The organism is Gluconacetobacter entanii (genome assembly GCF_013155425.1).
In the GTDB taxonomy this organism is placed as follows: domain Bacteria; phylum Pseudomonadota; class Alphaproteobacteria; order Acetobacterales; family Acetobacteraceae; genus Novacetimonas; species Novacetimonas entanii.
This window is the reverse complement of record NZ_JABJWD010000036.1, coordinates 1-13,087: the sequence shown is the minus strand read 5'-3', so window position 1 is coordinate 13,087 and position 13,087 is coordinate 1. Positions and strand designations below refer to the sequence as shown.

Genomic DNA, 13,087 nt, shown 5'->3' with positions numbered 1-13,087 from the left:
CGCCCCGCGCCATCCGGCATGCGCCGCCCCCACCCAGGCCGCGCCCGCGCGGCGCCTGCCGGGGGTCACGCTTCCGCCCACGCGGTAATGGCGGGCGGAGTGTGGCCGCCACGCCACGATGGACAGGCGTGTTCGCGACGCAGGTCCGCGTTGATGTGTTCAGGCCCATCTTCGGGGGGTGCGGTGGTGACAGGGACTGGCGCGATTGCTAGAACCCGGCCGATCCATGAAAACGGAAGTGGCCTGCCACGGCCGCTTCGCCTCACGTCGTCCGGGAACGTCGCAAGATGAAAATCGTCGCCTGTAACAGTAATCTGCCCCTTGCTGAAAAAGTTGCGGTCGAACTGGGGATGCCCTTGTGCGACGTGACCGTCCGTCGCTTCGCCGACATGGAAATCTTTGTCGAGATCCATGAGAACGTGCGTGGCGAGGATGTGTTTGTCATCCAGAGCACCTGCTCACCCACCAATGACAACCTGATGGAACTGCTGATCATGCTCGACGCGCTGCGTCGTGGCTCGGCCCGGCGCATCACGGCGGTCATGCCCTATTTCGGCTATGCCCGGCAGGATCGCAAATCCGGCCCCCGCACCCCCATCAGCGCGAAACTGGTCGCCAACATCCTGGTCGAAGCCGGGGCCAACCGCATCCTGACGATGGACCTGCACGCCATGCAGATCCAGGGGTTCTTCGACATTCCCGTGGACAACCTGTATGCCGCCCCGCTGTTCACCCGCGACATCAAGGGCCGGATGGGGCAGGAGGCGCCGCTGCCTTACGAAGCGCCGGATCTCAACATCCCCGGCGGCCCGCACAACCTGATGATCGTCTCCCCCGACGTGGGCGGCGTGGTGCGTGCGCGCCAGCTGGCGCAGCGCCTGAACGTGGATCTTGCCATCATCGACAAGCGGCGTGAGCGCGCGGGCGTGTCGGAGGTGATGAACGTGATCGGTGACGTGCGCGGCCGGTACTGCGTCCTTGTGGACGATATCGTCGATAGCGGCGGGTCGCTGTGCAATGCGGCCGAAGCGCTGATGCGCCATGGCGCCGCGGCGGTGGAGGCGTATGTGACCCATGGCGTGCTGACGGGGGGGGCGGTCAGCCGCATCGGGCAGTCGCCGCTGCAGATGCTGACCCTGACCGACAGCATCGCCAAGACGGAAGACGTGCGCCAGTCGCACAACATCCGCCAGATCAGCACCGCCAACCTGCTGTCGCGCGCGATGCGCGCGGTGTCCGATGAAAGTTCGGTGTCGTCGCTGTTCGACTGATGCCGCCATTGACCGGCGTCACTGACCGGGACAGATTTATTTCATAGTGTGTCGGGGGATTGAATTGACCCCCCGCCATGTGGAGGCTATCGCCCACAGAGCCACTCAAGAAGGAACCTGCTGATGACGGACCTGCTCGCACGGCCCTACTGGTATCTGCGACATGGGGAGACGGACTGGAATGCCGAAGGGCGTTCACAGGGCCGGACCGACATCCCGCTCAATGCCCGGGGGGTGGAGCAGGCGCGGCAGGCCGGGCTGGTGCTGTCGCGGCATCTGGGCGCGCACCCGATCGCGCGTATCGTTTCCTCCCCGCTGGGCCGTGCCCGGCGCACGGCCGAAATCGTGGCGGAGGTGCTGGCGCAGCATGGCGCCCCCCGGTTCGAGGTGCAGCTTGACGACGGGCTGAAGGAAGTCTGCTTCGGCGCGGAGGAAGGCAAGCCGATGGGGGACTGGTACGATAGCTGGATTGCCGGTAAATATACCCCCGCCGACGGCGAAAGCTTTGCCGAACTGCGTGAACGCGCGGTCTCGGCCATCAATCGCGCCACACAGGCGCCCGGTGTGCCGCTTGTCGTGTGTCATGGCGGCATGTTCCGCGCCCTGCGCGCGGCAATGGGGCTGAAGCCCAATGTGCGCCTGCCCAACGCCACGCCGATGTGGGCACAGCCCGAGGGCGAGGGAAAGCCGTGGGAACTGACGGCGTTTTCCTGAAGGCCCGATAAATCGTAAAGAAGTTTCCGGTGAAGCTTTTTTCAGAAAGCTTCGGAGAACGCCGCCTTTTTCGATCAAAAGGCGGCGCCCGGAAACTGTTATTTTTATCAAGTGGTTGGTCTGAAAGGCGTCCTGAAACGCACTGCCCGGCCGGATGGCGTGAAAATGCGGGCTGGCGTTGCATCTGGCGGCTTTTTCCGTTAAAGGCCGCGCACGCGCTGGCACCCCTGGAGGCCGGCGCGCCTTGTGTTTCAGGAGCAGACAAGTGACCAAATTCACGAAAATCGATGTTTCTTCGCGCGCGAAGGCTGGTAAGGGGGCAGCGCGGGCGACGAGACGTGCCGGGCTTGTTCCCGGTGTCATCTATGGCGGCAAGCAGGAAGCCGCGCTGATCGCGCTTGATCCGCGCATCGTGGCGCGCGAACTGCACAAGCCGGGCTGGCGTTCGCGCATCTATGACATCTCCATCGACGGCAGCAAGACGGAGCACGCGCTGCTGCGCGAAATCCAGTTGCACCCGGTGTCCGATGCCCCGCTGCATGTTGACTACCAGCGCCTTGCCGAAGGGCAGAAGGTGCATGTCGAAGTGGCCATCACCTTCACCGGTGAAGAAACCTCCCCCGGCATCAAGCGCGGCGGCGTGCTGAACATCGTGCGTCACACCGTGGACGTCGTGGCCGACCCCGCCAACATGCCCGAAGGCTTCAGCGCGGACCTGTCGAAGCTCGACATCCATGACAACGTGCGCTGGGAAGACCTCAAGGGCACGGAACATGTCGTGCCGGTCCAGCACATCCCGAACTTCGTCATTGCCACGATCGCCGCGCCGACCGTCGATGTCGAGGAAGAGGCTGCGGAAGCCGAGACCCCGGAAGCCGCTGGCTGATAACGCGAACCTGACACGACTGGAGAGACGCCATGCTCCTCTGGACCGGATTGGGGAACCCCGAACCGGGGATGAGCCGGAATCGCCACAATGTCGGGTTCATGGCCGTTGACCGGATCGCCGAGCGCCACGGGTTCTCCCCGTGGCGCAAGCGCTTTCGCGGCGAGGTCAGCGAAGGGCATATCGGCCGCCACAAGGTCATGCTGCTCAAGCCGCAGACCTATATGAACCTCTCGGGTGAGAGCGTTCAGCAGGCGGCGGCCTTCTACAAGCTGTCGGCCGATGCCATCACGGCATTTCATGATGAACTTGACCTTGCCCCCGGCCGTATCCGCGTCAAGCGCGGTGGCGGGGCGGCAGGACATAACGGGCTGCGGTCCATGGACCGCATGCTTGGCACACAGGATTACTGGCGTGTGCGGATCGGTATCGGCCATCCCGGCACCCGGGAGAGGGTGACGGGGCATGTGCTGGGCGATTTTTCGCGCGATGACCGGCTGTGGCTCGACCCCATGCTTGATGCGCTGTCGGATACGGCGGCGCTGCTTGCGGACGGGCAGCCGGAACTGTTCATGACCAGAATGGCCAGCCATACGGGGGAATAGGGGATATGGGCTTCAACTGCGGGATCGTGGGGCTGCCGAATGTCGGCAAGTCCACGCTGTTCAACGCCTTGACTGAAACGGCCTCGGCGCAGGCGGCGAATTATCCCTTCTGCACCATCGAGCCGAATGTCGGGCGTGTCGCCGTACCCGACCCGAGGCTGGCGGAACTGGCGCGTATCGGCAAGTCGCAGAAGATCCTGCCGACCAGCCTTGAATTCGTCGATATCGCGGGCCTTGTGCGTGGCGCATCGCGTGGCGAGGGGCTGGGCAACCAGTTCCTGGCCAACATCCGCGAGGTTGACGCCATCATCCACGTCCTGCGCTGTTTCGAGGACGATGACATCACCCATGTCGAGGGCGGGGTCGATCCGCTGCGCGATGCGGAGATCATCGAGACGGAACTGATGCTGGCCGACCTCGAGTCGCTGGAAAAGCGGATCGTCGCGCTGCAGAAGAAGGCGCGCGGCAACGACCGTGAGGCGGCGGCCCTGGTCGAACTGATGGAACCGCTGATCGCCGCCCTGCGTGAGGGCAGGCCCGCCCGCACCGCCATCCCCGAAGGGCAGGAAGAAGCGGTGCGTCGCCTGAACCTGATGACGTCCAAGCCGGTGCTGTATGTCTGCAACGTGGACGAGGGATCGGCCGCGACCGGCAATGCATTTTCCGACAGCGTCCGCGCCCGTGCCGAGGCCGAAGGGGCGGCCGTGGTGGTCGTTTCCGCCGCGATCGAGGCGGAAGTCAGCCAGTTGGGCGCCGAGGACCGCACCGAATTCCTCGAAGGGCTGGGCCTGAGTGACAGCGGACTGGATCGCGTGATCGCGGCGGGGTACCGCCTGCTGGGCCTGCGGACGTACTTCACGGTCGGCCCGAAGGAGACGCGGGCCTGGACGATCACGGCCGGGATGCGCGCGCCACAGGCCGCCGCCGTCATTCACAATGATTTTGAACGTGGCTTCATCGCCTGCGAAACCGTTGCGTATGACGACTATATCCAGTGCAATGGCGAAGCTGGCGCGAAAGAGGCCGGCAAGCTGCGAATCGAAGGACGTGACTATGTGGTGCAGGATGGCGACGTCCTGCTGTTCCGCTTCAACGTCTGAGGCAGGACGGGGTGGGGGTCCGGTGATCCGCATCCCGCAGTAAATGACAGGGAAACCCACGGGCATGACGACTTCCACCACGTCCACATCCATGGATCATGCCCCGGTTCCCGAGAGCGCGCCCACGGTTGTGGCCGACATGGCCCGGCGCGCCCGCGCTGCGGGCCGTATGCTGGGCCACAGCCCGACGGAGCAGCGTAATGCGGCCCTGCGCCATGCGGCGACGGCGCTGCGTGCGGCGCGCGCCGAACTGCTGGCGGCCAATGCGCGCGACGTGGCGGCGTTTGCCGGCGCGGCTTCCTTCCGCGATCGCCTGACCCTTGATGACGCACGGATCGAGGCGATGGCAAAGGGGCTGGAAGATGTCGCGCAATTGCCTGATCCGGTCGGCCGCGTGCTGTCGGAATGGAGCCGCCCCAACGGGCTGAAAATACGCTGTGTCGCAACGCCGGTGGGTGTGATCGGCATGATTTACGAAAGCCGCCCCAACGTGGGGGCCGATGCCGCCGCCCTGTGCATCAAGTCGGGCAATGCGGTGATCCTGCGCGGCGGGTCCGACAGCCTCAACAGCGCGCGCGTGATCCACGCCGCGATGCAGGCGGGCCTGCGGGCCGCGGGGCTGCCGGTGGATGCGGTGCAGATCCCCCCCGATGCCGACCGTCGCCATGTGGCGGACATGCTGGCGGCATCCGGCCTGATCGACCTGCTGATCCCGCGCGGGGGCAAGTCACTGGTGGAGCGCGTGTGCCGCGAAGCCCGCGTGCCGGTCCTGTCCCATGCCGAGGGGCTGTGCCACACCTATATCCATGCCGCCGCCGACCCTGAAATGGCGCGGCGCATCGTGCTTAACGCCAAGATGCGGCGCACGGGCATCTGTGGTGCGACGGAGACGCTGCTGATCGACAGCGCGATCGCCCCGATGCTTCTGCCCGGACTGGTGGAGGACCTGGCGACGAAGGGCTGTACGTTCCGTGCCGATGCACGCGCACGCGCCATCGTGCCCGACCTGCCGCCCGCGACGGAGCAGGATTTCGCTACCGAATGGCTCGATGCAGTCATGTCTGTTGCCGTGGTGGACGGGATTGATGACGCGCTGGCCCATATCGTGCGTTATGGCAGTTCCCATACCGAGGCCATCATTACCGAAGATGCCGCTGTCGCGACGCGTTTCCTGAATGAAACCGACAGCGCGGTGGTCATGTGGAATGCCTCCACCCAGTTCTGTGACGGGGGGGAGTTCGGGTTCGGGGCGGAAATCGGCATCGCCACCGGGCGTTTCCATGCCCGCGGCCCTGTCGGGCTGGAGCAGTTGACCACGTTCCGTTACGAGGTGATCGGCACCGGACAGGTCCGTCCCTGAAACGCGCGATGTCTGTGGCATGACGGAGGCTTCTTCCACCATACCCGTGCGCGGGGATCGTCGCCGGACGCGTATCGGGCTGCTGGGCGGGTCGTTCAATCCCATCCATGAGGGGCATATCCAACTGGCCTGCCGTGCGCTACGGCAGTTGGCCCTCGATCAGGTCTGGCTGCTGGTGTCGCCGGGGAATCCGCTGAAGCCCGTGGCGGGCATGGCCCCGCAGAAGCAGCGGCTGGAACAGGCCCGCAGGCGTGTCGCCCCGTTCGGGCGGCGGATCATCGCCACGGATATCGAAAGCCGCATGGGAACCCGTTACACGGTTGATACGATTACGCAGTTGAGACGGCGTTTTCCCTGTGCCCGCTTTGTCTGGCTGATGGGGGCGGATGGCCTGGCGCAGATGGCGCGCTGGCGGCAGTGGCGGCGGATCATGCAGCTTGTGCCGGTCGCGATCCTGCCGCGCCCGGGCTATAATCCGGCGGCGTTGCGGGGACTGGTCGCGCGTTATATGGCGTCCGCGCGCCGTCCCGCGCGTGAAGCGCCGGTCCTGACACGATATGGCGGATGCGCATGGGTCTTTCTTCCCGCGCCGCAGAACGCTATATCAGCGACAGAAATACGTGCATCGGGCCACCGCCCGGCCTGACCATGCCTGCCGGGCATGCGCGGGCACCCCGACAGGAGTGAGAGCCATCATCAGGAAGCCTTCAGCCGAAACGGGTGCAAAACGCCGTACGGGCACCAAGACCGCAGCAGCATCCGTCGCCCCGCTGGGCAGTGCGGTCACCGCGCCGGGCACCCCGCGCAAGAAAGCCGCCGTCGCCGGCCCCGCCGCATCGGAACAGCGCGAACCGGTGATCGACCCGAAGGTCGAGACCTATCTGGAGATCATCACGAACAGCCTGTCCGATGACAAGGGCGAGGATATCGTCGTGCTGGACCTGCGCGGGCGCGCGGCCTTTGCCGATCGCATGGTGATCGCCACCGGTGTTGCGGACCGCCAGATCACGGCCATGGCGTCGCATATCGAGCGCAAGCTGCGCGAAGTCGGGCTCAAGCGCGTGCTGATCGAGGGGGCAAATGGGTCCGACTGGGTCCTGATCGACGCAGGCGACATCATTGTCCACCTGTTCAAGGCCGAAGCGCGCGAGATGTATGGCCTGGAACGGATGTGGGGCAAGGAACTCGATACCCCCCCCGAAGAGCCTGTCGATCCGCTGGGCTGATACAGCCTTGCTGCACATGATTGCCGTCGGGCGGATGAAGGACCGGGTCGAAAAGGACCTGTTCAACCGCTATGCCGAACGTCTTTCCCCGCGCCTCAAGCTGACGGAAGTGCCCGAAGGGCGTGGTGCGGCGGGAGAGGCCAAGCGACGTGAGGGGCAGGCGCTGCTGGCGGCGCTGCCCGCGCGTGCGCAGGTCGTGGCGATGGATGAGGGCGGCAGCACCTATGACAGCCTGTCCTTCGCCCGGGCGCTGGAACGCTGGATGGGCCTGTCACGTCCCATCTGTTTCCTGATCGGTGGGGCGGAAGGGCTTGATGGCTGCGTCATCGAACGCGCGGATGAAACCCTGTCGCTGGGGGCGATGACATGGCCGCACATGCTGGTGCGGGGGCTTCTGGCGGAGCAGTTGTATCGTGCACGGGCGATCGCGATCGGCCATCCCTATCACCGGGCCGGACGGCCCGGTGTGTGACAGCCATCGCTTGATTCGGCTGATGACGTCGTAAAAGCTTTAAAAAGAATGCCGCCTTTTTTAAAAAAGGCGGCATCCAGAAACTTTCATGACTTCAGGATATATCCTGACCCGACGTCGAAGTGCGGCGCGCCAGCGCTGCCGCGTTCCCGGTTATTCCCAGGAACGGTTGGGTGCGTCGTCTTCGAAGGCGAGGGAGGACGAATCCGTGGAAACGGGTTCGGGGGCTTCCGCGATTTCGGTCACCGCATGATGGCCCTTGCGGCTGGTGGCGATGGGCTGGCGGTCAACCTGCTGGTAGGCGGTCATCATATCGACCTGCTGGCTGGTGTTGCCACGGCCGCTGCCTTCGGGGCGGCCATAGATGAAGCCATAGGTGGGATAGATGCTGCCGAATGCGCCGTTGCGGCTGTTGAGTGCAACGCGCACGGCGGACCAGTCATTGTTGGGGGAGACGTCGATGACGGAAACATTCCGGCTGACGCCGCGTTGTCCCCAATGCGACTGGTCGATGATGACCGTCCGGCTGTCCACCAGTTGCCGGACAACGGCGACATGGCCCAGCGGCATCCGGCGCGTGGCACGGAAGTTCAGGATGCTGCCTTCCTCGGGCGTGTTGCCACGGGCATAGCGGCCTGCGGCGTTACGCCACCAGTCGGCCGCGTTGCCGCGGATCATGACGTTGGACGCGCTCTTGGCGAAGGCAACGCACTGGATGACGTGGCCGGTTTCATGACGGTGGGTGCGGTAGGTCGCATGATACATGCTGCTGCGATGCGTGGTTGCGGCATGCGTGACATGCGGGACCGTGTGATGGGATGCGGCATGGCGAACGGTGCGGGCCTGTGTGGTGCCCGATATCAGCAACCCGAAAGAGGCTGTAAAGGCGGATAGGTAAAAGCCACGCTTCAGACTGCCGATCCGCATTCTCTTAAAGTCTCCGCCTCTGGGTTATGCCGTAGGGGTCGTTGCATCCCGCCCATGTGAAGTAGCAAGCTGTTTGCAATCCTGACAAGCCTGTGCGGCGCATCTCGATCACGAGTGCGCAAGTTTTCGTAGAAAAGCCTCTCAGAAACCAAAAAATAGGAACATATTCCTTAACAGGACTAAAAACATCTGCTTTCAGCGCCACTTTTCACGGCTTTATGTCTTGATTCGCACTACGGGAAGATCAGCATGTAGAGACGAAGAGTGGCATAAATGTGACACTTGATTCGTGCCCCGCCACCCTTCGCCATGGTCCGCCGGAACGGATTATTTCGTGCAGATGATCATGATTTCGACGCGCACGTCGGGATGGGCCATCTTGGCTTCGACGCAGGCGCGGGCCGGGGCGCCACCCTTGGGCAGCCATGCGCTCCAGACCTTGTTCAGGGCGTCGCGCTCGGTGATGTCCTTCACCCAGATCTGGGCCTGCAGCAGGCGGGTGTTGTCGGTGCCGTGTGCCTCAAGTGCGGCGTCGATCTGTTCCAGCACGTCCTTGGTCTGCCCGGTGATGTCGGCGGACAGGTCGCGCGCCACGAATCCCTGCGTGAAGAGGAAGCCGTGATATTCGACGACCTTGGACAGGATGTCGTTCGAATCGCTGCGGATAATCTTGCTCATGGTTCTGTTCCCTGGGTGGTGAAGGAGCGGTCGCCTGAATGGCCGCCCGCTCGCCCGTCCTGTGTGCCATGCGCGCGCCCGAGGTCAAGAGAGCAGCGGGGTGTTCAGGAAACGGGCGACAGGGTGGAGAATCGCTCCAGCCGTGCGGGCGTGTCGAAATCCTCATGGATTTCCGGCCCGGCCTCCAGTTGCAGCAGTCCGTGGCCCATCCGGCGCAGCAGGTCGCGCGCGCCACGGTCTCCATCAATCCGCAGCAGGTCGGGAAACATCCGCCGGTCCCACAGGACGGGATGGCCACGCCGCCCGCCATGCATGACCGTGACGGCGGATGGATGGCAGGCGGCATGGGCCGCGATCATGCGGTCCAGCAGTCCCGTCGGCACCAGCGGCATGTCGGCAAGGCAGATGAGCGCCGCATCCGCCCTGCCCGCCTGCGCGGCTTCGATCCCGGTGCGCAGGCTGGCGGACAGGCCGCGTGCATGATCCGGCGCATGGATCAGGTGGGGGAAGGGACGGTGCGCATCCAGCCATGGCATGATCGCGTCGTGCACTTCATCCGCGCGGTAGCCCAGCACGATAATGATGCGCCGCACGGTGCTGGCCTGTATGCGCCGGATGGTCGTCGCGATCATGGGGCGGCCATTCGCATCGCGGGCCAGCAGCTTGTGTCGTGGAAATGTCCGGCGTGACAGCCCCGCGGCAAGGACGACGGCGTCCGTGGCGCAGGGCGCGTCGGCGATCATGCCCAGCCGGGATGACGGCCCAGCGGCGCGTTGCGGCGGACCGCGACGATTTCCGCCAGGATGGACAGCGCGATTTCCGCCGCCCCGATCGCCCCGATGGCCAGCCCGACGGGACCATGGATGCGGCGGACCTGGTCCTCGGAAAACCCGTCTTCCTTCAGCCGCGCCAGCCGCGATGCCTGTGTCTTGCGCGACCCCAGCGCCCCTATGTAGAAGGCCGGCCCGCGCAGGGCATGGCGCAGCGTCGGGTCATCGAGCTTTGCATCATGCGTCAGGGTGACGATCGCGGTCTGGTTGTCGATGCGCAGATGGTCGAGGGCTTCGTCAGGCCATTGTGTATCCAGCGCGATGCCGGGGAAGCGTTCCACTGTAGCCAGTTGCGTGCGCGGGTCGATGACCGTCACGGCAAAGCCCGCCGCCTGCGCCATGGGGGCCAGCACCTGCGCGATATGGACCGCGCCCACGATCATCAGGCGCGGCTGCATCGGGATGAGGTGGAGGAACCATGCCTCCTCCTGCGCGTCGGTATGACGCAGGCTGCGGCCGGCGTGGAAGGCCTGCCGTGCTGTTTCACGCAGGGAGGCGACATGACCCGCATCCTCAGGCAACGCATCGGGTGCCTCCACGCCATCGGCCGTGCGGGTCAGGATGATGTGCCGCCCATCCGACAGGCGTGTCGCAAGAATGATGGACCGGCGCGCACGGCGCAGGGTGGAAATCTGTTCAAGCAGGTCGAGCGACAGGGTGCCGACGGGATGTTCGGGCGTGCGTACCGATTCGACATACACGTCGAGCAGGCCGCCGCAGGCCAGCCCCACGGACCATGCGTCCTCGCTGCTGACGCCATAGGACAGGCTGCGCGGCAGGCCGTCGCGCATGACCTCGCCCGCTTCCTCGATCACCGCCCCTTCGACGCAGCCACCGCTGACCGATCCTTCGATGCGGCCGGTGGCGCTGACACTCATCATGCTGCCGGCGGGGCGCGGGGAACTGCCCCAGGTGGAGGTGACGCAGGCAAGGGCGGTGGCCTGTCCGGCGCGGGCCCACGCAATGGCGAGGTCCAGCGGATCATGGGAGGTGAGGGTCTGTGTCATGGCAGGGCTACTCTATCAGCACGGATACGGGGGCGTCACCTGCTGGAAATATCCTGCGTTCGTCTCCATGTTCGTGCCTGTGCGCTCGCACTGGCGTGAGGTTTCATGTCCTCTGCGTTTTGTTCCATATCAAGGAGTTGATATTTCATGAATTATGTTGATCCCGTCTGGTACGTCGTCGCCGACAGCCTGCATGCCCGTATCCTCAAGCATGGCGAACACGGGCTTGCGACGATCGCCCATCTCAAGAGCGATGACGCGAAAGGCCCCACGGCGCCCCATGACGGTGCCTATGGCAAGGTGATCGCGGCGTACCTGAACGACGCCGTGCGCAAGAAGGAGGCCCCGGGCCTCGCCATCGCCGCGCCGGGCGAAGTGATGCACCAGATCATCGCCCATCTGGATGTCGAGGCGCGTCCCGCCGTGGTCGCAAAGCTGGAGAAGGATCTGACCAACATCCCTGATCACAATCTGGCGTCCCACTTCGATATTCCTGCAACGGGGTGGCCGCTGCCCAAGATCCGCTGATAAACGGTGGTCCCGTCGGCCTGTTTATGGCTCAATGACGGGACCATCCACTCAACATGGATCCACAGGAGTAGCCCCGAGATGTCGCAGCCATCGTCACTTGCGCTGGAGGTCGTCCCGGTTACGGCCTTTGCCCAGAACTGTTCCATCCTGTGGGACCGGCGCTCGCGCCATGCGGTTGTCGTCGATCCGGGGGGGGATGTGCCCCGTCTGCTGCAGGTGATCGCGGACCGGAACCTGACGGTCGATGCGATCATCCTGACCCATGGCCACCTTGACCATGCCGGTGGTGCCGATGCCCTGCGGAAAGCCCTCAGCGAGCGGCAGGGAGGGGAGACGGTTCCCCTGATCGGGCCGGACGCACGCGACCAGTTCCTGCTTGAAAGCATCACGCAGCAGGCCGCCCGCTTTGGCGTGGAGGGCATGCATGACGCCCATGTCGATCGTTTCGTCACCGATGGGGAACGTCTGGAACTGCTCGGGCATGAATTCCGGGTGCTGCACGTGCCCGGCCATACGCCGGGGCATGTCGTCTTTTTCAATCCGCAGACCCGCTTCGCCTTTGTCGGCGATACGCTGTTCCAGGGATCGGTCGGGCGCACCGATTTCCCCTATGGCGATGCGGATGTGCTGAAGGAAGCCATCGTGCGGCAATTGCTTCCACTTGGCGATGATGTCACGATCCTGCCCGGTCATGGACCGACCACCACGATCGGGGCGGAACGGCAGGGCAACCTCTTTCTGCGCTGATCGGGAGGGACCGATTGCTGGAGAGAGAATTGATGAAGTCATCCGTGATGACGCCCGCCCGGATTGCCGGCGCGTGTCTGTGTGGGCTGTTGCTGTGCGGTCCGATTGCCACGCATGCGCAGGAAACGGGCGAACCCACCCACGCACAGGCGGAATTGCCCAAGGTCGCACTGACCATCACGGGCCATGACAATGTGCGTCATGTCTTTTCAGTGGAAAAGGCCATGACTCCACGCGAACAGCAGGTGGGGGAAATGTACCGCAAATCCGTGCCCGCGGATGGCGGCATGATCTTTGTCTGGTCCTTTCCACGCCAGAGCGACATGTGGATGCAGCATACGCTTGTGCCGCTCGACATCGTCTTTATCGGCGCGGACAACCGGATTTCCTCCATCGTTGAAAATGCCGTCCCGCTCAGCCTTGCGCATATCAGCAGCCATGGCCCGGTGCGCGCGACGCTGGAACTGCAGGGTGGCCTGACGGAAAAGTTGGGAATCGTTGTGGGGGACAAGGTCGAATCTGCCGCCCTGTCAGATACGAAAAACGCCGCCCCCTGATTCGCCAACTTTATGAAAATCAAAAGAAATGGCGGTTTCCCGCTGTTTCTTCCTGATTTTGTCTGGCGATGTGAAAAAAGAAGCCGCTTTTTTTCATTTTTGGATTGACGGTTTTTGGTGAGGGGCCTATATCCCCGTTCACCGCTTCGGGGGCAGAAAGTTCTTGAGTTTAGCGG

16 protein-coding genes are annotated in these 13,087 nt (G+C 64.2%); 12 read left to right on the top strand and 4 right to left on the bottom strand.

The window, feature by feature from the left end:
• Positions 1-287: 287 nt before the first annotated feature.
• The 9 genes from HNH97_RS06740 (at position 288) to HNH97_RS06700 (ending at position 7,634) form a co-directional block, all read left to right on the top strand.
• Positions 288-1,271, top strand: coding sequence for a ribose-phosphate pyrophosphokinase (locus HNH97_RS06740; RefSeq protein WP_110912514.1), 984 nt, complete (start codon positions 288-290; stop codon positions 1,269-1,271).
• Between the two features lie 123 nt (positions 1,272-1,394).
• Positions 1,395-1,985, top strand: coding sequence for a histidine phosphatase family protein (locus HNH97_RS06735; protein WP_110912515.1), 591 nt, complete (start codon positions 1,395-1,397; stop codon positions 1,983-1,985).
• A gap of 265 nt (positions 1,986-2,250) precedes the next feature.
• Positions 2,251-2,871 carry a 50S ribosomal protein L25/general stress protein Ctc gene (locus HNH97_RS06730; protein WP_110912516.1) on the top strand — a complete coding sequence of 207 codons (621 nt, stop codon included), beginning with the start codon at positions 2,251-2,253 and terminating at the stop codon, positions 2,869-2,871.
• 32 nt (positions 2,872-2,903) lie between these two features.
• Positions 2,904-3,476 carry an aminoacyl-tRNA hydrolase gene (gene pth, locus HNH97_RS06725; RefSeq protein ID WP_171790376.1) on the top strand — a complete coding sequence of 191 codons (573 nt, stop codon included), beginning with the start codon at positions 2,904-2,906 and terminating at the stop codon, positions 3,474-3,476.
• A gap of 5 nt (positions 3,477-3,481) precedes the next feature.
• Positions 3,482-4,576 carry a redox-regulated ATPase YchF gene (gene ychF, locus HNH97_RS06720; protein ID WP_171790375.1) on the top strand — a complete coding sequence of 365 codons (1,095 nt, stop codon included), beginning with the start codon at positions 3,482-3,484 and terminating at the stop codon, positions 4,574-4,576.
• A gap of 91 nt (positions 4,577-4,667) precedes the next feature.
• The gene (locus HNH97_RS06715; protein WP_171790379.1) at positions 4,668-5,936 is read left to right on the top strand and encodes a glutamate-5-semialdehyde dehydrogenase; all 1,269 of its coding nucleotides are present in this window, start codon (positions 4,668-4,670) and stop codon (positions 5,934-5,936) included.
• Positions 5,937-5,955: 19 nt separating this feature from the next.
• Positions 5,956-6,582 (top strand): nicotinate-nucleotide adenylyltransferase, encoded by a 627-nt coding sequence (locus HNH97_RS06710; RefSeq protein ID WP_110912520.1) that lies wholly within the window; start codon positions 5,956-5,958, stop codon positions 6,580-6,582.
• A 124-nt stretch (positions 6,583-6,706) separates the two neighbouring features.
• Entirely contained in the window at positions 6,707-7,162 is a 456-nt protein-coding gene (gene rsfS / locus HNH97_RS06705) for a ribosome silencing factor (RefSeq protein WP_110912521.1), read from the top strand.
• A gap of 16 nt (positions 7,163-7,178) precedes the next feature.
• The gene (locus HNH97_RS06700; RefSeq protein WP_171790378.1) at positions 7,179-7,634 is read left to right on the top strand and encodes a 23S rRNA (pseudouridine(1915)-N(3))-methyltransferase RlmH; all 456 of its coding nucleotides are present in this window, start codon (positions 7,179-7,181) and stop codon (positions 7,632-7,634) included.
• Positions 7,635-7,787: 153 nt separating this feature from the next.
• Here HNH97_RS06700 and HNH97_RS06695 read toward each other — a convergent pair whose 3' ends face one another.
• The 4 genes from HNH97_RS06695 to HNH97_RS06680 all read right to left on the bottom strand — a co-directional run bounded on the left by HNH97_RS06695 (position 7,788) and on the right by HNH97_RS06680 (position 11,076).
• Positions 7,788-8,561 (bottom strand): CHAP domain-containing protein, encoded by a 774-nt coding sequence (locus tag HNH97_RS06695; RefSeq protein WP_110912523.1) that lies wholly within the window; start codon positions 8,559-8,561, stop codon positions 7,788-7,790.
• Positions 8,562-8,888: 327 nt separating this feature from the next.
• A complete protein-coding gene (locus tag HNH97_RS06690) occupies positions 8,889-9,239 on the bottom strand; it encodes a RidA family protein (protein WP_110095492.1) in 351 nt (116 codons plus the stop codon).
• A gap of 104 nt (positions 9,240-9,343) precedes the next feature.
• Positions 9,344-9,982, bottom strand: a complete 639-nt coding sequence (locus HNH97_RS06685; RefSeq protein ID WP_171790374.1) for a nucleotidyltransferase family protein — start codon at positions 9,980-9,982, stop codon at positions 9,344-9,346.
• On the bottom strand, positions 9,979-11,076 hold the full coding sequence (locus HNH97_RS06680) for an XdhC family protein (protein ID WP_171790373.1): 1,098 nt from the start codon (positions 11,074-11,076) through the stop codon (positions 9,979-9,981). Before HNH97_RS06680 ends, HNH97_RS06685 begins: the two co-directional genes overlap by 4 nt.
• 147 nt (positions 11,077-11,223) lie before the next feature.
• On the opposite strand from HNH97_RS06680, the gene HNH97_RS06675 reads away from it, so the two are divergent.
• The 3 genes from HNH97_RS06675 (at position 11,224) to HNH97_RS06665 (ending at position 12,911) form a co-directional block, all read left to right on the top strand.
• The gene (locus HNH97_RS06675; protein ID WP_171790372.1) at positions 11,224-11,604 is read left to right on the top strand and encodes a baeRF12 domain-containing protein; all 381 of its coding nucleotides are present in this window, start codon (positions 11,224-11,226) and stop codon (positions 11,602-11,604) included.
• An 81-nt stretch (positions 11,605-11,685) separates the two neighbouring features.
• Complete coding sequence (locus HNH97_RS06670; protein WP_110912527.1) at positions 11,686-12,354, top strand: MBL fold metallo-hydrolase; 669 nt, start codon at positions 11,686-11,688, stop codon at positions 12,352-12,354.
• Positions 12,355-12,386: 32 nt separating this feature from the next.
• Complete coding sequence (locus tag HNH97_RS06665; protein ID WP_244949345.1) at positions 12,387-12,911, top strand: DUF192 domain-containing protein; 525 nt, start codon at positions 12,387-12,389, stop codon at positions 12,909-12,911.
• Positions 12,912-13,087: the final 176 nt, after the last annotated feature.

Coding starts and splice junctions, on each gene's coding strand:
- HNH97_RS06685 (WP_171790374.1), bottom strand. CDS start 9,982: ATGATCGCCGACGCGCCCTGCGCCACGGACGCCGTCGTCCTTGCCGCG.
- HNH97_RS06695 (WP_110912523.1), bottom strand. CDS start 8,561: ATGCGGATCGGCAGTCTGAAGCGTGGCTTTTACCTATCCGCCTTTACA.
- HNH97_RS06675 (WP_171790372.1), top strand. CDS start 11,224: ATGAATTATGTTGATCCCGTCTGGTACGTCGTCGCCGACAGCCTGCAT.
- HNH97_RS06700 (WP_171790378.1), top strand. CDS start 7,179: ATGATTGCCGTCGGGCGGATGAAGGACCGGGTCGAAAAGGACCTGTTC.
- HNH97_RS06715 (WP_171790379.1), top strand. CDS start 4,668: ATGGATCATGCCCCGGTTCCCGAGAGCGCGCCCACGGTTGTGGCCGAC.
- HNH97_RS06670 (WP_110912527.1), top strand. CDS start 11,686: ATGTCGCAGCCATCGTCACTTGCGCTGGAGGTCGTCCCGGTTACGGCC.
- HNH97_RS06710 (WP_110912520.1), top strand. CDS start 5,956: ATGACGGAGGCTTCTTCCACCATACCCGTGCGCGGGGATCGTCGCCGG.
- HNH97_RS06735 (WP_110912515.1), top strand. CDS start 1,395: ATGACGGACCTGCTCGCACGGCCCTACTGGTATCTGCGACATGGGGAG.
- HNH97_RS06740 (WP_110912514.1), top strand. CDS start 288: ATGAAAATCGTCGCCTGTAACAGTAATCTGCCCCTTGCTGAAAAAGTT.
- pth (WP_171790376.1), top strand. CDS start 2,904: ATGCTCCTCTGGACCGGATTGGGGAACCCCGAACCGGGGATGAGCCGG.
- HNH97_RS06690 (WP_110095492.1), bottom strand. CDS start 9,239: ATGAGCAAGATTATCCGCAGCGATTCGAACGACATCCTGTCCAAGGTC.
- HNH97_RS06665 (WP_244949345.1), top strand. CDS start 12,387: ATGAAGTCATCCGTGATGACGCCCGCCCGGATTGCCGGCGCGTGTCTG.
- HNH97_RS06680 (WP_171790373.1), bottom strand. CDS start 11,076: ATGACACAGACCCTCACCTCCCATGATCCGCTGGACCTCGCCATTGCG.
- ychF (WP_171790375.1), top strand. CDS start 3,482: ATGGGCTTCAACTGCGGGATCGTGGGGCTGCCGAATGTCGGCAAGTCC.